This window comes from Mesoflavibacter zeaxanthinifaciens DSM 18436 (assembly GCF_000422365.1).
In the GTDB taxonomy this organism is placed as follows: Bacteria; Bacteroidota; Bacteroidia; order Flavobacteriales; family Flavobacteriaceae; genus Mesoflavibacter; species Mesoflavibacter zeaxanthinifaciens.
Genome location: NZ_KE383820.1, coordinates 273,471 through 300,066 on the forward strand (window position 1 = coordinate 273,471; position 26,596 = coordinate 300,066).

Here is a 26,596-nt window from a genome sequence, read left to right on the forward strand (position 1 = left end):
CCTTTTCGCAACAAATTGCCTTTTTTGCTAAAAATTATCATTAGTTATTTCTTATTTTTTAGCGGTTCATTTTGATAATATCTTATAAAAAATTAATGTCATTATTAAATATGGAAAAATGATTTCACTTCTTTCATATTAGGATGTATCACAGTATCTTAGGATAAATACAACTAACTAACTCTTTAAAAATTTTTGCATTATGTTAAAGCAACAAGGCCTTTATTTTCCAGAATTTGAGCATGATAATTGTGGAGCAGGATTTATTTGCAGTCTTAAAGGAAATAAATCAAATAACATCATACATAAAGCACTAGAAATTCTTGAAAAATTAGAACATCGAGGTGCTGTAAGTAGTGACGGAAAAACTGGCGATGGCGCAGGTATTTTAATAGATATTCCGCATGATTTTTTTGTGAAAAACTGTGATTTTATATTGCCAAAACCAGGAGAATATGCTGTAAGTAATATGTTTTTGCCTCAAAAGGAAAATCAACGCAATTATTGTATAGAAGTTTTTAAAAACTATATAAAAGGTCAAGACTTAGAAATATTAGGTTGGAGAGATGTGCCTGTAGACACTTCGGTTTTAGGTAAAATTGCTGCAGAAACTGAGCCTTTTGTAAAACAAGTATTTATAGGAAAATCCGATAAAAAACAATCAGATTTTGATTTCAATTTAAAACTTTTTACGGCAAGAAAACAAGCTGAACATGCTATTAGAAATTCAAAATTATCAGAAAGTTCAAGATTTTATTTGCCAAGTCTTTCAACTAAAACTATAATATATAAAGGACTTTTAATTCCTGAAGATATAAAACTGTATTACACAGATTTACAAGATCCAACACTAGTTACGCGTTTGGCGTTGGTGCATCAACGTTTTTCAACAAATACATTTCCAACTTGGGATTTGGCACAACCATTTAGATATATGTGTCATAATGGCGAAATTAATACGCTTCGCGGAAATGTCTCGCGTACTTTATCACGACAAGAATTAATGGAAAGTGATTGGTTTGGAGAAGATATAAAAAGTATTTTTCCAATTGTAATACCAGGAAAATCTGATTCTGCGTCTATGGATATGGTTGTAGAATTATTACTAATGACAGGAAGAACTTTACCAGAAGTAATGATGATGTTAGTTCCTGAAGCTTGGGAAAAAAACCCTGAAATGTCTGAAGCTAAAAAGGCGTTTTACGAGTATAATTCTTGTATCATGGAACCTTGGGACGGACCAGCATCAATACCGTTTACAGATGGTAATTATATCGGTGCTGTCTTGGATAGAAATGGTTTACGACCGTCAAGATATTCTGTCACTAAAGATGGATATGTAATTATGTCTTCAGAAACTGGAGTGATAGAAATTGATCCTAAAAACATAGAAAAACACGGTCGTTTAGAACCAGGAAAAATGTTTTTGGTAGATATGAATCAAGGTCGAATTATTAATGATGAAGAAATTAAAGCAGATATCGTTACCAAACATCCGTACAAAAAATGGTTAGATAAAAACTTAGTGCATCTAGCAGATATACCTGCTAAAAAAGGACCAATAAAACATAAAGAAGACACATTAGACAAAAGACAAGTTGTATTTGGGTATACGCAAGAAGATTTAAATACCATTATCAAACCTATGGCACAATTAGGAAAAGAGCCAATAGGATCTATGGGAAATGATACGCCAATTGCGGTGCTTTCTGAAAAACCACAACTGATTTACAACTATTTTAAACAGCTTTTTGCTCAAGTTACAAATCCGCCATTAGATGGTATTCGCGAAAAATTAATCACAGATATTAGCTTGACTTTAGGTAGCGACACTAACATTTTCAAGATTAACGAAGATCAATGCCGAAAGTTAAAAATTCAAAATCCTGTCATTTCAAAACACGATTTAGATAAGATAAAAAACTATAAAAACAATCCAGATTTTGTAGTTAGTACCATTTCGATGCTATATGAAGTTGATAAAGGCTTAAACGGATTGGAAGCAGCGTTAGAAGATTTAGTAAAACAAGCTTCAAAAGCTATTGATAAAGGCGGAAATATTATCATACTTTCGGATAGAGGCGTAAACAAAAAACTAGCACCAATTCCTGCATTAATGGCGTGTTCTTATGTAAATCACGAATTGTATAAAATAGGTAAACGTGCCAAGGTTAGCCTCATTATCGAGTCGGCAGAACCAAGAGAAGTCCATCATTTTGCACTACTTTTTGGTTACGGTGCAAGTGCAATAAACCCTTACATCGTAAACGAAATTGTTTACAATCAAGTTGAAAATAAAGAAATTGAAAATCTAGATTACCTACCGGCTATTAAAAACTACAATAAAGCTATAGGAATGGGTATTTTAAAAGTGATGAACAAAATCGGTATTTCAACACTTAATTCTTATCGCGGATCTCAACTTTTTGAATGTGTAGGATTAAACACAAAAATTGTAAACGATTATTTCCCCAATACCATAACAAGAATACAAGGTGTTGGCTTACGCGAAATTGAAAAAGAAATTTACAAGCGTCATAAAAAAGCCTACAAGACAGATGAAGTTGATGCTGATTTAAATTTAGAATTTGGCGGACAATACAAATGGAGACGTCATGGCGAAAAACATACGTTTAATCCATTAACTGTTGCAAAACTTCAAGAAGCTGTGAGAAGTAATAAGCACAAGACATATAAAGAATATTCCGATTTAATTAACGAGCAAAGCAAGCAGTTAATGACCATTCGTGGATTATTTGAATTTACTAACTACGACCCAATTCCTTTAGAAGAAGTCGAACCGTGGACAGAAATTGTAAAACGTTTCAAAACAGGTGCGATGTCTTACGGATCTATTAGTAAAGAAGCGCATGAAAATTTAGCAATTGCGATGAATCGTATTGGAGGAAAATCCAATTCTGGTGAAGGAGGAGAAAATGAAGAGCGTTTTTATAAAGACTTAAATGGAGATTGGAAAAACTCGGCAATCAAACAAGTTGCATCTGGTCGTTTTGGTGTGACGTCAAATTATTTAACCAATGCGTCAGAAATTCAAATAAAAATGGCGCAAGGTGCAAAACCTGGTGAAGGCGGACAATTACCTGGTCCAAAAGTAAATCCAGATATTGCAAAAACACGTAATTCTACACCTTATGTTGGTCTAATTTCTCCGCCGCCACATCACGATATTTATTCTATCGAAGATTTATCACAATTAATTTATGATTTAAAATCGGCTAATCGTGACGCACGAATTAATGTAAAATTAGTATCCGAAGTTGGTGTTGGTACCGTTGCAGCTGGTGTTGCAAAAGCAAAAGGCGATGTGATTTTAATTTCGGGTCACGATGGTGGTACTGGTGCATCTCCGTTAACATCGCTAAAACACGCTGGTTTACCATGGGAATTAGGTTTAGCCGAAGCACAACAAACTTTAGTGATGAATGATTTGAGAAATCGTGTAGTTTTAGAATGTGACGGACAATTAAAAACTGGTCGTGATGTTGCTATTGCTTGTCTTTTAGGAGCTGAAGAATTCGGTTTCGCAACAGCGCCATTAGTGGCTTCTGGCTGTATTATGATGCGTGTTTGTCACTTAAATACATGTCCAGTTGGTATTGCAACTCAAAACCCAGAATTACGTAAAAAATTCAAAGGAAAACCAGAACATGTGGTTAACTTCATGTATTTCGTAGCGCAAGAATTAAGAGAAATTATGGCGCAACTTGGTTTTAGAACCGTTAATGAAATGGTTGGTCAAGTTCAAAAATTAAACAGAAACAATACCATTAAACATTATAAGGCTTTAGATTTAGATTTAACGCCAATTTTACATCAAGTAGATGCGCCAAAAGATGCTAAATTTTATAACACCGAAAAGCAAGATCATGCTTTAGATTCGGCTTTAGATTTTAAAATTATTAGTCAAGCACATCCGGCGTTATTCAGAAAAGAAAAAACAGTACTTGAATCAAAAATTACTAATCGTAATCGTGCTTTCGGAGCAATTTTAAGTAACGAAATTTCAAAAATTTATGGTGCACAAGGTTTACCAGATAACACGTTAAAAATTAATTTTACTGGTGCTGCAGGACAAAGTTTTGGTGCATTTGCAACCAAAGGTTTAACCTTGGTAATAAATGGTAACTCTAACGATTATTTAGGTAAAGGATTGTCTGGTGCAAAAATAGTGGTAAAAGTGCCAGACGAGTCTACATTAGTACCTGAAGAAAATATCATTATTGGTAACGTGGCGCTTTACGGTGCTACTTCTGGTGAAGCTTATATTAACGGAAAAGCTGGTGAGCGTTTTTGTGTGCGAAATTCTGGCGCAAGTGCTGTTGTAGAAGGTATTGGTGATCATGGTTGCGAATATATGACTGGCGGACGCGCTGTAATTTTAGGTGAAGTTGGTCGTAATTTTGGAGCAGGAATGAGTGGCGGAATTGCATACATCTACGACTCAAAAAACACCTTTGAAAAACACTGTAATAAAGAAGGGTTAAATCTTGATCCAGTTGAAACTGCTGAAGATATTTCAGAATTAAAAGACTTAATAGAGAATCATTACAACGCAACATTAAGTCCGTTAGCACAACGTATTCTCGAAAATTGGCAAACAGAATTGCCAAAATTCATTAAGGTATTACCAGAAGAATACAAACAAGCATTAATAAGAATAGCAGAAGAGCAAACTGTAAAAGCTTAAAATTATGGGAAAGACAACAGGGTTTTTAGAATATAAAAGAGAAGACGAAGGTTATTTGAAAGTAGAAAATCGTCTAAAAAATTATAAAGAATTCACAGTGCCTTTAAAAGAGGAAAAACTCAAAAATCAAGGAGCTAGATGTATGGATTGTGGTATTCCGTTTTGTCATAGCGGTTGTCCGCTGGGTAATTTAATTCCTGATTTTAACGATAAAGTCTATAAAGGACGATGGAAAGAAGCAGCACAAATTTTACATGCTACAAATAATTTTCCAGAATTTACAGGTCGTTTGTGTCCTGCACCTTGTGAAGAAGCTTGCGTGCTAGGGATTAATGAAGATCCAGTAACCATTGAAAATATTGAAAAAAACATTGCAGAAATCGCCTTTAAAGAAGGTTGGATACAAGCGCATCCACCAAAACATCTTACAGGTAAAAAAGTTGCTGTTGTAGGTTCTGGTCCGTCAGGTTTGGCTGCTGCACAGCAATTAAATAGAGCAGGACATTTGGTAACCGTTTTTGAGCGTGACGCAAAAGTTGGTGGTTTGTTACGTTACGGTATTCCCGATTTTAAGTTAGAAAAGAAAATTATAGATAGACGTATTAAAATCCTTGAAGACGAAGGGATTACCTTTAAAACCAATGCTCACGTTGGAAAAAACGTAAGTGTCGAAACGATTAAAGCAGATTTTGATGCAATTCTTTTATGTGGCGGCGCAACTGTTAGGCGTAATATTCCTATAAAAGGAAATCATCTAAAAGGTGTACATCAAGCAATGGAATTTCTAAAGAAAAATAATCAATATGTTGATGGACTGATAGGTGAAGATGAAATTATTTCAGCAAAAAATAAAAAAGTAATTGTCATTGGCGGCGGCGATACAGGTAGCGATTGTATTGGTACTAGTAATCGTCATGGTGCAACATCGGTAACAAATTTTGAAATTTTGAGCAAACCAACTAAAGGTCGTCCTGCGCATCAACCTTGGCCTTATTGGCCTATGCGATTAAAAACGACAACATCGCATAAAGAAGGTGTTGAGCGCTTTTTTAGTATTTCAACTAAAGAATTTTTAGGCGATAAAAATGGAAATTTAATCGGTTTAAAAACTGTTGAAGTCGAATGGATTTTTAAAGAAGGCGAAAGACCAGAATTAAAAGAATTACCTGGAACAGAAAAAACTTGGGACTGCGATTTAGCGCTGTTAGCACTTGGTTTTACAGGTGCCGAAAAAACTTTAGCAGAACAATTTGGTTTAGAAATGGATTTTAGAACCAACATCAAGGCAACCGAAAAAGATTATGCAACCAATGTAAAAGGTATTTTTACTGCAGGAGATATGCGTCGCGGTCAATCTTTAATTGTTTGGGCAATTTCCGAAGGTCGTCAAGCAGCACATCATGTAGATGCTTTTTTAATGGGAAAATCTAATTTACCATTAAAAGAAGAAGGTGATTTACCAAGAGTGTAATCGTGTAATTTGGATTTTAATTAAATAATTTCAATATTTGTTTATCAAGATGAACAAACAAATCGTAAATATCATTTCAATTATTAGCATTGTGATTATTAAATCACGGTGTTAAGGAATGGTGTCTATAAGTTAAGAATAAATTTAAAAACCTTCCTTTTCAGGAAGGCTTTTTTTTTGGGTTTATTTCAGTTTAAAGTAAAATAAAAAGGTCAAATATTAACAATTGGGCATCATACGCGCTCTATTTTAAATAACTGATAATCAATATTTTAAATAGTTAAATAGATTTGTGGCTTTAGTCTATAATTCAATAACTAAAAAGTCAAGCATAGTCAAATTAGTAATTTAGAAAATCATAAATAAGAAACGGACTAAATGAGTCAACTAAATAAATACAGTAAAACAGTAACACAAGATCCAACGCAACCAGCAGCACAAGCGATGTTGCATGCAATAGGATTAACCAAAGAAGATTTTTATAAACCCATTATAGGTATTGCAAGTACAGGTTACGAAGGTAATCCATGTAATATGCACTTAAATGACTTAGCAAAACTCGCTAAGCAAGGCACAAAAAATAAAGATGTTGTAGGCTTAATTTTTAATACAATTGGTGTAAGTGACGGAATTTCCATGGGTACACCAGGTATGCGTTATTCTTTACCGTCACGAGATATTATTGCAGATTCTATGGAAACCGTAGTGCAAGCAATGAGTTACGACGGACTAATTACCGTTGTTGGTTGTGACAAAAATATGCCAGGAGCATTAATGGCGATGATTCGATTAGACAGACCAAGTATTTTGGTTTATGGTGGAACTATTGATTCTGGTTGTCATAACGGAAAAAAACTAGACGTCGTTTCTGCTTTCGAAGCTTGGGGAAGCAAAGTAGCTGGTACAATGAATGAAAGCGAATATCAAAATATAGTTGAAAAAGCTTGTCCTGGTGCTGGTGCTTGTGGCGGAATGTACACCGCAAATACGATGGCGTCAGCTATCGAAGCTTTAGGAATGACATTACCTTTTAACTCATCAAATCCAGCAACAGGCGAAGAGAAAAAACAAGAAGCCATAAAAGCTGGCGAAGCAATGCGATTGCTAATTGAAAAAGATATTAAACCAAGCGATATTATCACACGTAAATCTTTAGAAAACGCTATTCGTTTGGTAACTATTTTAGGCGGATCGACCAATGCAGTGCTTCACTTTTTAGCAATTGCTCGTGCGGCAAATATAGATTTCACCTTAAAAGATTTTCAAAATATCAGTGATAACACACCATTTTTAGCCGATTTAAAACCTAGCGGAAAATACCTAATGGAAGACGTACATCGCGTTGGTGGTATTCCAGCAGTTTTAAAATATCTATTGAAAAAAGGCTTAATTCATGGCGATTGTTTAACCGTTACCGGAAAAACACTAGCAGAAAATTTATTAGATGTTAATGATTTAGCAGAAGGTCAAGATGTGATAAAACCAATCGAAGAACCTATAAAAATCTCAGGTCACTTGCGCATGCTTTACGGTAATTTAGCTGAAGATGGAAGTGTTGCAAAAATCACAGGAAAAGAAGGATTACGCTTTTGCGGAAAAGCAAAAGTATTTGAAGGTGAATACGCAGCAAACGATGGTATTAGAGATGGTAAAGTAGAAAAAGGTGATGTGGTTGTAATCAGATACGAAGGACCAAAAGGCGGACCAGGAATGCCAGAAATGCTTAAGCCAACTGCAGCCATAATGGGCGCAGGTTTGGGTAAAGACGTAGCGTTAATTACAGATGGACGTTTTTCTGGTGGTACACACGGTTTTGTGGTTGGTCACATCACACCAGAAGCTCAAGATGGTGGTACAATCGCATTAGTTAAAGATGGCGATTTTATCACAATAGATGCTGAAACCAACACCATTCAACTTGAAGTTTCAGAAGAAGAATTATCACAAAGAAAACAATCATGGAAAGCACCAGAATTAAAATTTAATCGTGGTGTCCTTTATAAATATGCTAAAACAGTGTCCTCTGCATCCAAAGGTTGCGTAACCGACGAGTTTTAACAAATTCCTGCGAAAGCAGGAATCTAAAAGAGATGGTTTAATAAAATCATAAAACTCAAGTGTTACTTGAGAAAACATAAAAATTAAAAAGGTAGGATGAGATTCCTGCCTGCGCAGGAATTTATGGAAACAAAAACGATAAAAAATAACGAGCAATCTACTTCAAAAACTATCCGCATTTCGGGTAGCGAAGCGGTTGTTCGAAGCTTAATGGCTGAAGGCGTAGATGTACTTTATGGTTATCCAGGCGGTGCAATTATGCCAGTTTATGACGAGTTGTATAAATTTCAAAACGAAATTCATCATGTCTTAACACGTCATGAGCAAGGTGCAACGCATGCGGCACAAGGTTATGCGCGCATTTCTGGTAAAGTTGGTGTTGCTATGGCAACTTCTGGTCCAGGCGCAACCAACCTAATCACAGGTATTGCAGATGCGCAAATAGATAGTACGCCAATGGTGTGTATTACTGGTCAAGTTGGTTCACACTTATTAGGTAGTGATGCCTTTCAAGAAACCGATATTGTTGGTATTTCTACACCTGTGACTAAATGGAATCATCAAGTCACAAAAGCTTCAGAAATTCCTGAAGTCATTGCTAAAGCATTTTATATCGCAAAAAGTGGTCGTCCTGGTCCAGTTTTAATAGATATTACTAAGGATGCCCAATTTGAAGAATTCGATTTTAAATACGAAAAATGTACAGGAATTAGAAGCTACAAACCAATTCCTGAAACTGATCCAAACACCTTACAAGCTGCTGCAGATTTAATAAATAATGCAAAAAAACCTCTTGTCGTTTGGGGACAAGGTGTAATTTTAGGTGAAGCTGAAGCTGAATTTAAAGCTGTTATCGAAAAAGCTGGTTTACCATCGGCTTGGACTATTTTAGGTGCTTCGGCAATTCCTTCAACACATCCATTAAATGTTGGTATGGTTGGTATGCATGGTAATTATGCACCAAATGTGTTAACAAATGAATGTGATGTTTTAATCGCAATCGGAATGCGTTTCGATGATCGCGTCACAGGAAACTTAGCATCATACGCTAAACAAGCTAAAGTGATTCATTTTGAAATTGATCCAGCAGAAGTTGATAAAAATGTAAAAACAGATGTTGCAGTTTTAGGAAATTCGAAAGATACTTTGGCGGCAATTCTTCCACTTTTAAAAGAAAATTCGCATACAGAATGGCATCAAAAGTTTAAAGATTTGTATCAAATTGAATTTGATAAAGTCATAAAAGACGATTTGCATCCAACAAAAGATGGATTGACTATGGGTGAAGTGCTTAAAGAGATTAATGCACAAACCAAAGGTGAAGCAGCAATAGTTACCGATGTTGGTCAGCACCAAATGATTGCGTGTCGTTATGCCGATTTTAATGTATCTAAAAGCAACATTACGTCTGGCGGATTAGGGACTATGGGATTTGCTTTACCAGCTGCAATTGGTGCAAAAATGGGCGCACCAGAACGTGATGTTGTAATGATTGCTGGTGATGGTGGTTATCAAATGACAATACAAGAACTTGGAACTATTTTTCAAACCAAAGTACCAGTAAAAATTGTCGTACTTAACAACAATTTTTTAGGTATGGTAAGACAGTGGCAACAACTATTTTTTGATAGACGTTACGCATCTACTGAAATGGAAAACCCAGATTTTGTAGCGATAGCAAAAGGCTATCATATTAATGCTAAAAGCGTGTCTAAACGAGAAGATTTAGCTAATGCTGTAAAAGAAATGATGGAAACGGAAGGCCCATATTTCTTAGAAGTTATGGTTGAAAAAGAGGATAATGTATTCCCTATGATACCAACAGGCGCAAGTGTTTCAGATGTAAGATTAGAGTAATTATGAGCGAAAATAAATTATATACCGTTTCTATTTATACTGAAAATAATATTGGGTTATTAAACCGTATTTCGGCAATATTTCAACGTAGACACATCAATATTGAAAGTATAAATTCTTCAATTTCTGAAATTGAAAATGTGTCTAAATGGACCATTGTGGTGAAGTTAACCGAAGACCAAATGAAAAAAATTATTGGTCAGATTGAAAAACAGGTTGAGGTGATTAAAGCCTATTATCACACCGAAGAAGAAACCATTTATCAAGAATCTTGTCTGTTTAAAATCAAATCAGATTTATTGTTTGAAGAGCGACAAATTCAAAATATTATCAAAGAAAGTAATGCAAGAATTGTCACTGTAAATAAAGAATTTTTTGTACTTGAAAAATCAGGAAGACGAAGCGAAATAGAATTATTACACAGAGAATTAAGTGCGTTTGGAATTTTACAATTCACCCGTTCTGGACGAATTGCAGTTACCAAAACACCAATGGAAATAACTAAAATGCTAGAGGCATTTAATTACTAAAAAACAAACTAAAATGGCAAATTATTTTAACACATTACCATTAAGAAAACAATTAGAACAATTAGGAAAATGCAGATTTATGGACGCTTCAGAATTTGAAGATGGCGTAGCTGCATTAAAAGATAAAAAAATAGTCATCGTAGGTTGTGGCGCACAAGGATTAAACCAAGGATTAAACATGAGAGACTCTGGTTTAGATATTTCTTATGCTTTACGTCAGCAAGCTATAGATGAAAAACGAGCGTCGTACAAAAATGCAACCGATAACGGATTTAATGTTGGAACCTATGAAGATTTAATCCCAACAGCAGATTTAGTGTTAAACTTAACACCAGACAAGCAACATACAGATGTAGTAAATCAAGTGATGCCTTTAATGAAAAAAGGCGCAACGTTAAGCTACTCGCATGGATTTAATATTGTTGAAGAAGGTACGCAAATTCGCAAGGATATTACGGTAATTATGGTCGCGCCAAAATGTCCAGGTACCGAAGTACGTGAGGAATATAAACGTGGTTTTGGTGTGCCAACTTTAATTGCTGTGCATCCAGAAAACGATCCAGAAAATAAAGGTTGGGCGCAAGCAAAAGCTTACGCAGTTGCAACTGGTGGCGATCGTGCAGGCGTTTTAGAATCGTCTTTTGTAGCTGAAGTGAAATCTGATTTAATGGGTGAGCAAACCATTTTATGTGGCTTATTGCAAACTGGTGCGATTTTGTCTTTTGACAAAATGGTTACCGAAGGAATTGATGCTGGTTATGCTGCAAAATTAATCCAGTTTGGTTGGGAAACCATTACTGAAGCCTTAAAACATGGCGGAATTACAAACATGATGGATAGATTGTCAAATCCTTCAAAAATTAAAGCATTTGAATTGTCTGAAGAATTAAAAACCATCATGCGTCCGTTATTTGAAAAACATATGGACGATATCATTTCTGGTCATTTCTCAAAAACCATGATGGAAGATTGGGCAAATGATGATGTTAATCTATTAAAATGGCGAGCAGCAACTGGTGAAACTGCTTTCGAAAAAACCGAATTAACCACAGATCACATCACAGAACAAGAGTATTTTGATCATGGTGTGCTGTTAGTCGCATTTGTAAAATCCGGTGTAGAACTTGCTTTTGAAACTATGGTAAGCGCAGGAATAATCGAAGATTCAGCTTACTATGAATCGTTACACGAATTACCATTAATAGCAAATACCATTGCACGTAAAAAGTTATTTGAAATGAATCGCGTCATTTCAGATACTGCTGAATATGGTTGCTATTTATTTGATCATGCGTGCAAACCCTTATTAGCAGATTTTATGAAAACAGTTGATACTTCTGTAATTGGAAAGTCATTTTCAACAAAAACAGGTGTTGATAATATCGAATTAATCAAAGTGAATGACGCTATTAGAAATCATCCAATTGAAACCGTTGGTAAACGTCTTCGTGCCGCAATGACCGCAATGAAAGTGATAAAAACCGAAGCTAAAGAAGAAAGTGTTTTAGCTTAAAAACAAACTAATGCAAACGCAAACAATCTATTTTCCTAAATTAAAAGCAGTAGAAGCTGCAGCCGAAAAGTTACGCGATGTTGCAGCGGTGACGCCATTAACATCAAGCTTTAGATATTCTAAAGAATTTGACTGTAATATCATGTTTAAACGTGAAGATTTACAGCAAGTGCGATCTTATAAAATTAGAGGCGCATATAATAAAATGTCTTCGTTATCGGCTTCAGAAGTAGAGAATGGTGTTGTTTGTGCTAGTGCTGGTAATCATGCGCAAGGTGTAGCATTGTCGTGTAAATTATTAAAAATCAAAGGTACTATTTATATGCCTGCTCCAACGCCAAAACAAAAGGTGGAGCAGGTAAAAATGTTCGGAGAAGAGTATATAGATATTATTCTTGCAGGCGATACTTTTGACGATTCTTATCATCTAGCGATGAAAGAATGCGAGCGACTGTCAAAAGCATTTATTCATCCATTTAATGATGAAAAGGTAATTGAAGGTCAAGCTACCGTTGGATTGGAAATTATAGACCAAGCACATCATCCAATTCATTATGTATTTGTACCTGTTGGTGGTGGCGGATTATCAGCTGGATTATCTTCAGTGTTTAAAGAGTTATCACCGCAAACCAAAATTATTGGTGTCGAGCCTTTAGGCGCGCCATCAATGAAAACGTCAATTGAAAATCAAAAAAACACACAGCTTAACCACATCGAAAAGTTTGTAGACGGCGCAGCAGTACAACGCGTTGGCGATTTAAATTTTGAAATCTGTAAGTCAAATTTAGATCAAATGGTAACGGTTGCTGAAGGTAAAGTTTGCCAAACTATCTTGGATTTATACAATAAAGATGCGATAGTAGTTGAACCTGCTGGCGCTTTGAGTATTTCTGCTTTAGATGATTTTAAAGAAGAAATAAAAGGTAAAAATGTGATTTGTGTAGTAAGCGGAAGTAATAATGACATTACTAGGACTGCCGAAATTAAAGAACGTGCCTTGTTACACGCTAATCTAAAACATTATTTTATTGTGACGTTTCCGCAGCGTGCTGGCGCATTACGAGAGTTTGTTGTGGATATTTTAGGAGAAAATGATGATATCACTCACTTTGAATATACCAAAAAAACAAACCGTGAAAATGGTGCAGCAGTAGTAGGAGTAGAGTTAAAATCGGCAGACGATTTACAGCCATTAATTACTAAAATGAAACTTCATAATTTTTACGGGGATTATTTAAATAATAAACCGGATTTATTTCAGTTTTTAGTGTAAAAAAAAAAGCACCTTTTTCAAGGTGCTTCATAGACTCCAAATTAAATACTAAAACTTAAATAATTGTGGATTGTCCTAAGTGAATATTAGTAAAATTTAAATTACTATCCTTAGGATTATGGATAAAATCTTCTATAAAATCTCCAACTTTAGACGTTGTGATATGATCAAAATTATCATTTAAATCTGGTGTTGTTACATGCAATTGTAACGATTTTTCTACACCAGCTTTAATAACATTTGCTTCTTTGTAAAGACCAAAATGTTCAAGTAACATTGCAGCGCTTAAAATTGAAGCTATAGGATTTGCAATACCTTTACCTTTTGCTTGAGGATAAGAACCATGAATTGGTTCAAACATAGCATGCTTATCTCCAACAGATGCGCTAGCTAACAAACCAATGCTTCCACCAATAACGCTAGCTTCGTCACTAATTACATCACCAAACAAGTTTTCGGTTAAGATCACGTCAAATTGTTTTGGATTTAAAATCATTTGCATTGCAGCATTATCTACAAATAAAAAGTCTAATTCTACATCAGGATAATCTTTAGCTAGTTCAGTAACTACTTTTCTCCATAAACGCGATGTTTCTAAGACATTAGCTTTATCTACTAAAGTCACTTTTTTCTTTCGGCTTTGAGCAGCTTTAAAAGCAAGATGTGCAATACGCTCTATTTCTTCCCGAGAATATTCACATAAATCTGAAGCTACATGTCCGTCTTCGCTTAATTGTTTTTTACCAAAATAAATACCGCCAGTCAACTCGCGATAAATACTAATATCTGTACCTTTAATAATGTGTTCTTTTAGAGGCGATTTGTCTAATAATGTCTCGTAAGCCTTAACTGGTCTAATGTTAGCGTAAAGACCAAGAGATTTTCTTAATTTAAGTAACCCTTGTTCTGGTCTAACTTTAGCACTAGGATTATTATCGTATTTAGGATCACCAATAGCGCCAAATAAAATAGCGTCACTAGCCTCGCAAAGTTGTAAGGTGTCGTCAGGTAAAGGATTACCGGTTTGGTCAATCGCAATTGCACCAACTGGCGCTTCTTTAAATCTAAAACTATGGTCAAACTCTTGTGCGATAGCTTTAAGTACTTTTATGGCTTGATGCGTAACTTCTGGTCCAATACCATCACCAGATAAAACTGCAATATTTAATTTCATAGTATATATTTTAAAGCAATTTTTGCTTTTTGTTAGTTAATTTTTTGTTTTAGGGCGTTTCCCTATCGGGTCGCGCTTTCACTACTCGCGCTCTGCGAGGCGCTCAAACATACCGTTCAATCGCTAACGCAGGCTAACTAGCTACGTTGGTTTTCAAACTGAGTGATTAATTCTTTTTTGCTTAATAAATAGTCAATATCATCATAACCATTAATTAAGCATGTTTTTTTATAAGGGTCAATCTCAAAATGTTCTTTAAACGAAGTGTTGGCAACGCTTATAGTTTGTTTTTCAAGATTTACAATTAATTCGGTTTTTGGATTTTCTTTAATTTCATTTAAAAGTACCTTTAAAAAATCGTCGCTAACTTGTACTGGTAGTAAACCGTTGTTAAGTGCATTTCCTTTAAAAATATCTGCAAAAAAACTAGAGACAACAACTTTAAAACCGTAATCTGTCAAAGCCCAAGCAGCATGTTCTCTACTAGAGCCACAACCAAAATTATTACCCGCAACCAATATGCTTCCGCTGTATTCTTTTTGGTTTAATGCAAAATCTGTATTAACAGATCCATCTTTATTAAAACGCCAATCTCTAAACGCATTTTCGCCAAAACCGTTACGGTCTGTAGCTTTTAAAAATCGCGCAGGTATAATTTGATCGGTATCTATATTTTCTATCGCTAATGGAATGGCTGTAGATTGTAATGTTGTAAACTTTTCCATGTCTTAAATCTCTTCAGCAACAAAATTGGTTGCAGTTACATCAATAATTTTTCCTTCAATAGCTGTTGCGGCTGCAACTAATGGACTTGCCAAAATAGTACGTGATCCTTGACCTTGTCTACCTTCAAAATTTCTATTTGAAGTCGATACACAGTATTCGCCTTCCGGAATTTTATCGTCATTCATTGCTAAACAAGCACTACAACCAGGTTGACGTAACTTAAAACCAGCATTTTCAAAAATACTTTTTAAGCCTTCTTCAATAATTTGAGATTCTACCTGTTTGCTTCCTGGGACTAACCAAGCAGTTACATTATCTGCTTTTTGTTTGCCTTTTATATATTGTGCAGCAATCCTAAAATCTTCAATTCTTGAGTTGGTACAACTACCAATAAATACGTAATTAATGGTTTTGTCTATCAGACTTTCACCTTTTTTAAAATCCATGTATTTTAAAGATTTTTCAAACGATGCATCATTAAATTGCGGTATATTATCGGTGATTTTTATGCCCATTCCTGGGTTTGTACCGTAGGTAATCATGGGTTCGATATCTTCAGCATTAAAGGTGTATTCTTTATCAAAAATAGCACCTTCGTCCGTTGGTAAAGTTTTCCAGTAGGCTACTTTGTCTTCAAAATCTTTTCCTTTTGGTGCAAACTCTCTATCTTTTACATAGTCAAAAGTAGTTTGGTCTGGAGCAATCATTCCGCCACGTGCGCCCATTTCAATACTCATATTACAAACTGTCATTCTACCTTCCATAGACATGTTTTCAAACACATCACCAGCATATTCGCAGAAGTAACCTGTTCCTGCATTAGTGCCTATTTGAGCGATAATGTATAAAATGACGTCTTTAGGTAAAACGCCTTTTTTTAGTGTTCCGTTAACGGTAACTCTTAAGCTTTTTGGTTTGGTTAATAATAGGCATTGACTAGCAAATACTTGTGCAACTTGGCTTGTGCCAATACCAAAAGCGATAGATCCAAATGCACCATGAGTTGAAGTGTGACTATCGCCACAAACTATGGTCATTCCTGGTTGAGTAATACCAAGTTCTGGTGCCATAACATGAACAATACCATTGTATTTATGACCTAACTCGTAAAGTGTAATATAGTTAGCTTTACAATTTTCAGAAAGTTGTTTTAATTGTTTTCTTGATAAATCGTCTTTAACAGGTAAATGTTGATCTACTGTTGGTGTATTGTGATCTGCTGTTGCAACAATCTGATCAGGTCTAAAAATAGGAATGTTACGCGCCTTTAGCTCATTAAAAGCTTGCGGACTTGTAACTTCATGTATTAAATGTTTATCTATATATAAAATTTGCGGACCATTTTCTATTGCATCTACCACATGCGCGTCCCAAACTTTATCAAATAATGTTTTTTTGCTCATTAACTTTAATGTTTATTTTGTACTAAGCGCTTTTAATTTGTTGATATACTTTACTTGTTTCTATGATTTGGTGTATATCGTTATCGTTAATTTCTTTTTTCTTGTCTGCAAAACTTAAAAAGTTTGCATATACGTCGTCTAACTGAAGTTTTGTTAATTCGTAACCGACATTTTTAGCTCGGTATGCTAAAGCAGCTCTTCCGCTACGAGCAGTTAAAACAATTGCACTTTCGGTTACACCAACGTCTTTTGGGTCAATGATTTCGTAAGTTTCACGATTTTTAATCACACCATCTTGATGTATTCCAGAGCTATGTGCAAACGCATTTGCACCAACTATAGCTTTATTTGGTTGCGTGTAAATACCCATATTTTCACTTACCAATTGGCTGATGCCGTAAAGGTGTTTTGTGTTAATTGTGGTGTCTAAATCTAGGTAAGGATGTTGTTTTAAAACCATAACAACTTCTTCTAAAGCAGTGTTGCCAGCACGTTCGCCAATACCATTTATAGTACATTCTATTTGTCTTGCACCATTAATTACGCCTTCTATAGAATTTGCTGTTGCCAAACCTAAATCGTTATGGCAATGACAAGAAAGTATGGCATTTTCAATGCCTTTTACATTTTCTTTTAAGTATTTTATTTTTGCACCATATTCACTAGGTAAGCAATAGCCTGTTGTGTCTGGAATATTTAAAACTGTTGCGCCAGCTTTTATGGCAGCTTCGCAAACACGTGCTAAATATTCGTTTTCTGTACGACCAGCATCTTCTGCATAAAATTCGACATCTTCAACAAAGGATTTTGCATACTTAACCGCTTCAAAAGCACGATCGATAATAGCGTCTCTGTTTGATTTAAATTTGAATTTTATATGAGAATCTGAAGTGCCAATTCCTGTGTGGATTCTTGGTGTTTTTGCAGTTTTTAAAGCGTCTGCAGCAACTTTAATATCATTTTCTACAGCTCTTGTCAAGCCACAAACAGTAGCATTTTTTACAATTTCAGAAATTGCTTCTACCGATTGGAAGTCGCCAGGACTAGATACAGGAAATCCAGCTTCTATTACATTAACACCAAGTAAGTCTAGTTGCTTTGCAATGACTACTTTTTGTTCTGTATTTAATTTACAACCTGGGACTTGTTCTCCGTCCCTAAGTGTAGTATCAAATATTTGAATTGTGTTTTTAGACATTTTAAGAGAGAATTATTTTTCTATTGACTTACTAATTTATACTTTGGTATGTCTAACACATAATGGCTAATTGATATCTTACGATGTTCAGTTTTTAAAAACAAACATAAGAGCTTGTAAGTAAGCAAGTTAAATAACATGTTAATTGATGACTAAAGACCAAAAAGATAATTTATTTATACTAGTTAAATCTTTAACTAAGTCAGAAAAACGTCAATTTAAATTGTATGTAGGTAGGTTAGGAGTAAATAGTGATTCTAAATTTTTAAACCTTTTTAATGTCTTAGATAAGTTAAAAGTGTATGATGAAATTGCAATTTTAAAGTCTACTGAAATTAAAAAACAGCAATTAGCCAATGTCAAAGCACATTTATATAAGCAAATTTTAATAAGTCTTAAGTTAAGCCCATCTCATCAAAACATACGTTCTCAAATTAGAGAACAGTTAGATTTTGCCTCTATTTTATATCATAAAGGACTCTATAAACAGAGTCTAAAAATATTGGATAAAGCCAAAGAGCTAGCCGTACAAAATGAAGAAAAAAACTTAGCTTATGAAATTGTAGAATTCGAAAAAGTTATAGAATCTCAATACATAACCAGAAGTATCAGTAGTAGGGCAGATGAGTTAACTATTCAAGCAAAAGAGTTAAGTACTCAAAACTTGATAGCAAGTAAGTTGTCAAATCTATCACTTCAGCTTTATAGTATTATTCTTAAAACTGGCTATGTAAAAAGTGAAGCAGAAGGTAATGAGGTTAGTGATTATTTTAAAGCTAGATTGCCTAAATACAAAATAAAAGATTTAGGATTTAGAGAAAAATTATGGTTGTATAACGCTTATTTGTGGTACAGTTTTTTATTACAGGATTTTAAAAACTGTTATAAATATGCCTTAAAGTGGGTTGATCTTTTTTATGAAAATCCTTCAATGATAAGCCTAAATCCTGTTTTCTTCTTAAAAGGAAATAACTACTTGTTAGAATCACTGTTTTTTATAAAAAACAAAAATAAATTTGACGAAGCTTTAAATAAATTTCGAGCAGTTATAGAAGATAAAAAATTCCCTAAAGATGAAAATGTAGAAGCACTTTCGTTTTTGTACTTCAATTTAAATAAAATCAATTCTTTTTTTATTGATGGAAGCTTTAAAGAAGGTGTAGAATTAATCCCAGAAATTGATAAAGAATTAGAGCGTTTTAAGGATAGGATTGACGAGCATCATACCATGATTTTTTACTACAAATTTGCTAGCTTACATTTTGGGTCTGGTAATAATAAAGCATGCATTTTTTATCTAGATAAAATAATTTCAAACAAATCTTTAACTATGAGAGAAGATTTGTTATGTTTTTCTAGAGTTTTAAATTTAGTTGCGCATTATGAAGCTGGTTTAGATTATCATTTAGAAACTTTATTGCGTACAACTTATAAATTTTTAATACAAATGAATGAGTTGCACGAAGTGCAAAAAGAGATGATAAAATTTATCAGAAATTTACAAGATATTTATCCACAAGACATTAAAAAAGCATTTAAATCTTTACTTGAAAAGTTGAAAGTCTACGAAAATCACCCTTTTGAACGTCGTGCATTTTTATATTTAGATATCATTTCTTGGCTAGAAAGTAAAGTTGAAAACAAGCCTGTAGACCAGGTGATTAGAGAGAAGTTTTTGCAAGAAAACCAATAGCGATTTTCATCTTTTTTAAAAATTTTAGTATAAATTATTTGGATTTTAAGTTTTTGTGTTTGAATATTTGTGCTCACAAAGTTCAATAACTTACTGAAATGTTATCAAGAAAGGCAGAGGGAATAGACCCAATGAAGCCTTAGCAACCCTTAGACTTACTAAGAAGGTGCTAAATTCTACTTGAAAGTGCGAATCATTTCTCGCATTCTCGGATAGATAACTAACACGTAATTACTCATCTGTAATTACTATTTTTCTTATAACATTTTTCTATTAAGTACGCTTCTTACGAGGCTTATTTGGCTTTTGGTTTAATTATTTATTAACTCAAAAACTTAGAAAAATGAGTACACAAAAATTTGCAACCCAAGCGTTGCACGCAGGTCATGACGTTAGTCAACATGGAGGAACAAGAGCAGTCCCAATTTATCAAAACACAGCATATGTTTTTGATAATGCAGATGACGCAGCAGGAAGATTTAATCTGTCAGTTCCTGGGTTTATTTACACTAGATTAAATAATCCAACTACAGATGTTTTAGAACAACGATTAACTGCTTTAGAAGGCGGTATTGCTGCAGTAGCAACAGCTTCTGGCACATCTGCAATAGCAACTACATTACTAACATTACTTAAGGCAGGAGACCATATTGTTGCTTCAAATAGTCTTTATGGTGGATCGTATAATTTATTAAGTGTAACCTTGCCAAGACATGGTATAACGACCACTTTTGTAGACCCTTCAGATCCTGATAATTTTAGTAAAGCTACAAAAGAAAATACAAGAGCTATTTTTGTGGAATCTTTAGGAAATCCAAAATTAGATGTTTTAGATTTAGAAAGTATTTCTAAAGTAGCAAAAGCACACAAAGTACCATTAATTGTTGATAATACAGTGCCAACGCCATATTTATTAAACCCAATAGAATATGGTGCAAACATTGTTATTCATTCCTTAACAAAATACATTTCAGGTAATGGTACTTCGTTAGGCGGAATTATTATTGATGCAGGAACATTTGATTGGACAAATGGTAAATTTCCAGAATTTACAGAACCATCACCAGGGTATCATGGATTAGTATATAGCGAAGCTATTGGTGCTGCTGCATTTATTGCAAAAATAAGAATAGAAGGTTTGCGTGATTACGGTAGTGCTTTAAGTCCGTTTAATTCGTTTCAAATCATACAAGGATTAGAAACTTTAGAATTACGTTTAAGTAAGCATAGTGATAATGCACTACAACTAGCTAAATGGTTAGAAGAACAACCAGAAGTTAATTGGGTAAACTATCCAGGTTTAGAAACTAGTAAGTACTACTCTTTAGCACAAAAGTATTTGCCAAAAGGACAAAGTGGTGTGTTAACTTTTGGAGTAAAAGGCGGTTATGAGTCTGCAAAAAAAATAGTAGATACAACCAAACTGTTTGATTTAGTAGCAAATTTTGGAGACTCAAAATCATTAATTATTCATCCAGCTAGTACAACACATCAACAACTTAGTGATGTGTCTCAAGAAGATACAGGTGTTACAAAAGACTTAATTAGACTATCTGTTGGCTTAGAAAATATTAAAGATTTAAAAGCTGATTTAAAAGAAGCTTTTAATGTTGTAGAAAAGTCAGTATTGGCTTAAAAATAGCATGTTTTATTTTTAGTTATTAGTAAGAAATAGCTTCGCATTTTATATGAAAAAGTGAAGTGCGAAGTCTATTTTAAAAAATCTGCAATTATGAGAAAATTACAACATATATCAATATATGACTTTGCGTTAAGCAACGGTCAAACAAAATCAATAGACTTAACATATCAAATATTTGGGCAAGCTTTACACACAGCACCAATAGTTCTTATTAATCATGCATTAACCGGAAACTCAAATGTAACAGGAATAAATGGTTGGTGGAACGATGTTGTTGGCGACCAAAACATAATTGATACCCAAAAATATACAATCTTATGCTTTAACATACCAGGTAATGGCTTTGATAATAAAGAAGAAAATCTAATAAATAACTATAAAGATTTTACAGTAAATGATATTGCAAAAATCTTTGAAATTGGGCTTTATACACTAAATATTGACAGCATACATACTGTAATTGGTGCCTCTTTAGGTGGCGGTATTACTTGGCATTTGGCAGTAAACAATCCAAATCTATTTGATAATATAGTTGTTGTCGCTAGTCATTGGAAAGCAGACGACTGGTTGATAGGTAATGTTTTTATTCAAGATAATATTTTAAATAATTCTAATCGACCAATAGAAGATGCACGTATGCATGCTATGACATTTTATCGCACAGCAACATCTTTCAATCATAAGTTTAATAATCAAAAAGAAGCTAATTATTATGCAATAGAAAATTGGTTGCAATATCATGGTAATACATTAAAAAATAGGTTTCAATTGTCTTCCTATAAATTGATGAATCATCTGCTAAAAACTATTGAAGTTGCCAAAACAAAAGAAGAGTTTATTAGCAAAGCTTCAAAAATATCTGGACAAATTCATCTAATAACGATAAATACAGATGGTTTGTTTTTATCAGATCATAACTGGGATACTTATATTCATCTAAAACCTAAAAAAGAAAATATATCTATTTCAGAAATTAAATCAATACATGGTCATGATGCGTTTTTAATAGAGTTTGAGCAGCTTTCAAAAATTTTAAAACCTATTTTTCAATACTCAAACTTAAATAAAGAAGCCTTAACAAAATATAAACAAGCCGCTAGTTAATTAAGCTTTATCTTTGTAGCTGTTAGATAAACACTTTAATGGCTTTAACAATAAACGTAAGATTAAAAGATAAAGTAGAAGTTTTTACCAAAAGACTTTACTACTTTATGTTTGACGAGCAACCTGAAGATTCTCAATTTTTAGAAGAAAAATTTTTAGAAATAACTACAGCTTTAGGAGTAAATGATACAGCTCAAATTTGGAATGATTTTAACGCAAGCTTACCGTTAATCAGAAAAAAATTGCATTTAGATGCAAAAGCTTTTCAAGATAATGACCCTGCAAATAAATGCGTAGAAGAAATCTATTTAGCATATCCAGGATTTTATGCAATTTCAATACACCGTTTAAGTCATCAATTATTAAAACTTGGTGTTAGGATTTTGCCAAGAATGATGAGTGAATATGTGCATGGTATAACAGGTATAGATATTCATCCAGGAGCAACTATTGGCGATTCTTTTTTCTTAGATCACGGTACAGGAATTGTAATAGGAGAAACCACAATCATAAAGGATGAAGTAAAAATTTACCAAGGTGTTACACTTGGTGGATTACATGTATTAAAAAGTCTTGCAGATACAAAAAGACATCCAACTATAGAAAAAAATGTGGTTATTTATGCCAATGCTACAGTGTTAGGCGATATTGTTATTGGCTCTAATACCATTATAGGTGCTAATGTATGTGTAACAGAAAATGTTCCTAAAAATTCAACGTTAACCTATAAAAAAGAATATAAAATCAGAACAAAAAGTGAGTAATAAAAGTATCATAAACCTTATAGGAAACACGCCTTTAGTAAAGTCTATAAGTATCAACCCAAACAAAAATGTGACCTTATATTTTAAATTAGAAGGACACAATCCTGGTGCAAGTGTTAAGGATAGAGCGGCTTATAACATGATAAACGAAGCTTTAAAAAGAGGAGATATAAAAAAAGGAGATACTTTAGTAGAAGCAACAAGCGGTAATACAGGAATAGCATTAGCTTTTATAGCAAACTTATTAGGCTTAAAAATGAAATTAATCATGCCTGAAAATTCTACCGAAGAACGTGTAAAAACGATGAAAGCTTATGGTGCAGAAGTCATCCTAACATCTGCAGAAGACGGTATTGAAGGCTCAAGAGATGTGGCTTTTAAACTTCGTGATGAAAAAGGATATACACTATTAAATCAGTTTGAAAATAATGATAACTGGAAAGCACATTACAAAACTACAGGTCCAGAAATCTGGAGAGATACTAACGGAGAAGTAACACATTTTGTATCTGCAATGGGAACAACAGGAACCATTATGGGTACATCTACTTTTTTAAAAGAAAAAAATAAAAACATCACCATAGTTGGTGCGCAACCTACCGATGGATCAAAAATCCCAGGAATTAGAAAATGGTCACCAGCTTACGTGCCAACAATATTTGATAAAAACAAAGTAGATCAAGTTTTTGAAGTTAGTACAGAAGAAGCTAAAGCAATGACACAACGGTTAGCAAAAGAAGAAGGCGTTTTTGCAGGAATGAGTAGTGGTGGCGCTGTTGCAACTGCATTAAAATTGATTAAAAATTTAGACCAAGGAACAGTTGTTGTGATTATATGTGATAGAGGAGATAGGTACTTATCTTCAGATTTATTTGATTAATAAAATCAGTATTTTAAAAAACCATTACTTTTGTTTCATTAATTTTTAAGATGAAACTAAAACTAGCCCTAATTTGTTGTTGTATTACAACATTAATTTTTGCTCAGGAAGACAAGCGACCATTCTCTTTAGATGTCAATTACTTTTATGGAAATATAGCAGAACATAATACTGATATTTCGCATTTAATTAAAGGTCATCCAACTGGCGTAATATTAAGTTTTAACCAAAAAACCTTTGGCGATCAAGCTTGGCAAAGCAGGTATAATTATCCGGATTATGGCGCATCTTTTATCTATCAAAACCTTCAGAATAAAACTTTAGGGAACAATTTTGGGTTATACGCGCATTATAATTTCTACTTCTTAAAAAGACATTTGATGTTTAGGATTGGTCAAGGTTTAGCCTATAATACTAATCCTTACGATAAAGTAGAGAATTACCGCAATAATGCGTTTGGAACACATTTATTAAGCTCGACATATTTGATGCTTAACTACAAAAAAGAAAACTTATTTAAAGGTTTAGGATTACAAACTGGATTATCGTTAATCCATTATTCTAACGCCAATGTAAAAGCACCTAACAGTTCAATAAACAGTATTACATTTAACTTAGGTGTAAATTATGTGTTAGATGCAGATCAATTACCAGAATATATCCCAAATACAGAAGACAAAGCCTTTACCGAAAAAATTAAATACAATATCGCTTTTAGAACAGGTGTAAACGAAAGCGATATCATAAATTCTGGTCAATACGCATTTTACATTGTGTCTGCTTATGCAGATAAAAGATTAAATCGTAAAAGTGCCATCCAATTAGGAACAGATGTGTTTTTTTCAAACTTTTTAAAGAAGCATATCGAGTATAAATCAGTAGCCTTTCCAGAAGATAATGTTAGCGGAGACGAAGATTACAAACGTGTTGGCGCATTTGTTGGGCATGAGTTGTTTATAAGTAAAACGTCTTTAGTAACGCAGTTAGGTTATTATGTGTATTACCCTTTCGATTTTGAAGGTCGTGTCTACAGTCGTGTTGGTTTAAAACGTTATTTTGGAGATAAAATTTTTGGAGCATTAACCCTAAAATCTCATGGTGCAAAAGCAGAAGCTGTAGAATTTGGCGTTGGAATTAGATTATAAAATTTGGGCGTTACCACAAGGGTCGCGCTTTCGGTAGTCGCTTTTTTGTGTTGCATATGTGCAACAACACAAAAAGAGCTCCGACAAAACCTTAATCGCTAACGCAGGTAAAGCCAGTGGTTAGTGTTTGACGATAAAGTAAAGAGTAAAAAAATGAAAAAAATACTATACATAATTACCCTATTTTTTGTTTTTGGATGCAATCAAGAAGATGCACCAGACTGTTTTCAAAGTGCAGGAGATATCATTCAGCAAACTTTTGAAGTTGGTACATTTTCTAAAATCACGGTATATAAAGATGTCGAGTTATTTATAACACAAGGCGCAACGCCAAGTGTTTTAGTAGAAACTGGTGAAAACTTAATTAATGATGTTGAGGTTTATGTACAAAACGACCGATTGATTTTAAGAGATAACAATACTTGTAATTTAACCAGAGATTACGGTATCACCAAAGTACACGTTACTGTTCCAAATCTAACCGAAATTAGAAACAGTAGTACTTTAGATGTGCATAGCGTTGGCGTTTTAAATTTTGAGGAATTAAAATTACTGTCTGAAGATTATGGTGGAAATTTTTATAACGTAGGTAATTTTAATTTAGAAGTTAATTGCACAACATTAAGAGTTGTAATTAACAATCTAACAACAAATATAATTTCTGGTTCTACAGAAAATTTAAACATAAGTCATGCATCAGGAGATGGACGTTTTGAAGGACGATATCTTGTGGCGCAAAACGTGACTATTTATCATCGTGGTAGTAACGATATAATTGTAAATCCGCAACAAGAACTTACCGCAAATTTAGTAAGCACAGGAAATGTAATTGCAGTCAATATTCCGCCAATTATTGATGTTACCGAGCAATTTGATGGTCGGGTTATTTTTGAGTAACATTCCTGCGAAAGCAGGAATATTAATTTCTAGTTAGCTTTTATAATGAAAACATTGGCAATTTTAATTATAATTATTGGAGTTTTATTAATAGTCCTTTTAATAAAAAAAATCAGAATTGACAAAAAATCAGAATTTGATTCTTACTCAAATGATAGATATAAATGGGGAATTCTAACATCTTTTTTGGAATTTAAAATATTGAGTAAATATGCTGGAGAAATTCCTTTTGGACCAGTATTCATTCATATAAAAACTGAACCAAAAAATATTTTTGATAAGACGTTTTTTAGTGACTGGTTTTATAGAGTAGAAAATGGCGTGTTTTTACAACGATGGAGTCTAAATCCTTTAAAAAGATCTAATTTGTCTAATGCTGAACGAGAACTAATATTTATAGATTTTGGAACTAAAAAAATTAAAATTATCTATTCAGATAAAAAAACATTTTGGATGGATATTGAAAAAAATGACAACGATCAATTAATATTAGTATTGAATAATGTTAAATTAGAAGAAAGAATAAAAATTCCTAATCTTAATAATTTATGAAAAACTTT

The 26,596-nt window shown here is 33.6% G+C and carries 19 protein-coding genes and 1 riboswitch; of the genes, 15 read left to right on the forward strand and 4 right to left on the reverse strand.

The genetic code is table 11. From position 1 onward, the window contains the following. Window positions 1–202: 202 nt before the first annotated feature. The 7 genes from gltB (at window position 203) to ilvA (ending at window position 13,410) form a co-directional block, all read left to right on the forward strand. Entirely contained in the window at window positions 203–4,708 is a 4,506-nt protein-coding gene (gltB, locus tag H574_RS0113330; RefSeq protein WP_036227652.1) for a glutamate synthase large subunit, read from the forward strand. A gap of 4 nt (window positions 4,709–4,712) precedes the next feature. Beyond that, window positions 4,713–6,179, forward strand: coding sequence for a glutamate synthase subunit beta (locus H574_RS0113335; protein ID WP_027881060.1), 1,467 nt, complete (start codon window positions 4,713–4,715; stop codon window positions 6,177–6,179). Between the two features lie 378 nt (window positions 6,180–6,557). After that, a complete protein-coding gene (gene ilvD, locus H574_RS0113340) occupies window positions 6,558–8,237 on the forward strand; it encodes a dihydroxy-acid dehydratase (protein ID WP_027881061.1) in 1,680 nt (559 codons plus the stop codon). Window positions 8,238–8,360: 123 nt separating this feature from the next. After that, the gene (gene ilvB / locus H574_RS0113345; RefSeq protein ID WP_027881062.1) at window positions 8,361–10,094 is read left to right on the forward strand and encodes a biosynthetic-type acetolactate synthase large subunit; all 1,734 of its coding nucleotides are present in this window, start codon (window positions 8,361–8,363) and stop codon (window positions 10,092–10,094) included. 2 nt (window positions 10,095–10,096) lie between these two features. Next, a complete protein-coding gene (gene ilvN / locus H574_RS0113350) occupies window positions 10,097–10,624 on the forward strand; it encodes an acetolactate synthase small subunit (protein WP_205619344.1) in 528 nt (175 codons plus the stop codon). Between the two features lie 13 nt (window positions 10,625–10,637). Further along, the gene (gene ilvC, locus H574_RS0113355; RefSeq protein WP_027881064.1) at window positions 10,638–12,137 is read left to right on the forward strand and encodes a ketol-acid reductoisomerase; all 1,500 of its coding nucleotides are present in this window, start codon (window positions 10,638–10,640) and stop codon (window positions 12,135–12,137) included. A gap of 10 nt (window positions 12,138–12,147) precedes the next feature. Further along, window positions 12,148–13,410: a threonine ammonia-lyase IlvA gene (gene ilvA / locus H574_RS0113360; RefSeq protein WP_027881065.1), complete on the forward strand. Its 1,263-nt coding sequence runs from the start codon at window positions 12,148–12,150 to the stop codon at window positions 13,408–13,410. A 55-nt stretch (window positions 13,411–13,465) separates the two neighbouring features. On the opposite strand, the gene leuB is transcribed toward ilvA, so the two are convergent. The 4 genes from leuB to H574_RS14275 all read right to left on the reverse strand — a co-directional run bounded on the left by leuB (window position 13,466) and on the right by H574_RS14275 (window position 17,911). After that, the gene (leuB, locus tag H574_RS0113365; RefSeq protein ID WP_027881066.1) at window positions 13,466–14,584 is read right to left on the reverse strand and encodes a 3-isopropylmalate dehydrogenase; all 1,119 of its coding nucleotides are present in this window, start codon (window positions 14,582–14,584) and stop codon (window positions 13,466–13,468) included. 137 nt (window positions 14,585–14,721) lie between these two features. After that, complete coding sequence (gene leuD, locus H574_RS0113370) at window positions 14,722–15,309, reverse strand: 3-isopropylmalate dehydratase small subunit (protein ID WP_027881067.1); 588 nt, start codon at window positions 15,307–15,309, stop codon at window positions 14,722–14,724. 3 nt (window positions 15,310–15,312) lie between these two features. Next, window positions 15,313–16,713: a 3-isopropylmalate dehydratase large subunit gene (leuC, locus tag H574_RS0113375; RefSeq protein WP_027881068.1), complete on the reverse strand. Its 1,401-nt coding sequence runs from the start codon at window positions 16,711–16,713 to the stop codon at window positions 15,313–15,315. A gap of 22 nt (window positions 16,714–16,735) precedes the next feature. Then, window positions 16,736–17,911: a 2-isopropylmalate synthase gene (locus H574_RS14275; RefSeq protein ID WP_081653217.1), complete on the reverse strand. Its 1,176-nt coding sequence runs from the start codon at window positions 17,909–17,911 to the stop codon at window positions 16,736–16,738. Between the two features lie 148 nt (window positions 17,912–18,059). On the opposite strand from H574_RS14275, the gene H574_RS0113385 reads away from it, so the two are divergent. The 8 genes from H574_RS0113385 (at window position 18,060) to H574_RS0113420 (ending at window position 26,588) form a co-directional block, all read left to right on the forward strand. After that, window positions 18,060–19,604: a hypothetical protein gene (locus tag H574_RS0113385; RefSeq protein ID WP_027881069.1), complete on the forward strand. Its 1,545-nt coding sequence runs from the start codon at window positions 18,060–18,062 to the stop codon at window positions 19,602–19,604. A gap of 98 nt (window positions 19,605–19,702) precedes the next feature. Then, window positions 19,703–19,827: riboswitch (SAM riboswitch) on the forward strand. A gap of 120 nt (window positions 19,828–19,947) precedes the next feature. Next, on the forward strand, window positions 19,948–21,240 hold the full coding sequence (locus tag H574_RS0113390) for an O-acetylhomoserine aminocarboxypropyltransferase/cysteine synthase family protein (protein ID WP_027881070.1): 1,293 nt from the start codon (window positions 19,948–19,950) through the stop codon (window positions 21,238–21,240). A 96-nt stretch (window positions 21,241–21,336) separates the two neighbouring features. Then, window positions 21,337–22,350 carry an alpha/beta fold hydrolase gene (locus tag H574_RS14280; protein WP_036227656.1) on the forward strand — a complete coding sequence of 338 codons (1,014 nt, stop codon included), beginning with the start codon at window positions 21,337–21,339 and terminating at the stop codon, window positions 22,348–22,350. A 38-nt stretch (window positions 22,351–22,388) separates the two neighbouring features. Continuing rightward, window positions 22,389–23,114: a serine O-acetyltransferase EpsC gene (gene epsC / locus H574_RS0113400; protein ID WP_027881071.1), complete on the forward strand. Its 726-nt coding sequence runs from the start codon at window positions 22,389–22,391 to the stop codon at window positions 23,112–23,114. After that, complete coding sequence (gene cysM / locus H574_RS0113405) at window positions 23,107–23,994, forward strand: cysteine synthase CysM (protein WP_027881072.1); 888 nt, start codon at window positions 23,107–23,109, stop codon at window positions 23,992–23,994. The genes epsC and cysM overlap by 8 nt, the downstream gene beginning before the upstream one ends. A 50-nt stretch (window positions 23,995–24,044) precedes the next feature. Continuing rightward, window positions 24,045–25,139, forward strand: coding sequence for an acyloxyacyl hydrolase (locus tag H574_RS0113410; protein ID WP_027881073.1), 1,095 nt, complete (start codon window positions 24,045–24,047; stop codon window positions 25,137–25,139). A 153-nt stretch (window positions 25,140–25,292) separates the two neighbouring features. Continuing rightward, window positions 25,293–26,036, forward strand: coding sequence for a head GIN domain-containing protein (locus H574_RS0113415; protein ID WP_027881074.1), 744 nt, complete (start codon window positions 25,293–25,295; stop codon window positions 26,034–26,036). Between the two features lie 45 nt (window positions 26,037–26,081). Further along, entirely contained in the window at window positions 26,082–26,588 is a 507-nt protein-coding gene (locus H574_RS0113420; protein WP_027881075.1) for a hypothetical protein, read from the forward strand. Window positions 26,589–26,596 lie beyond the last annotated feature (8 nt).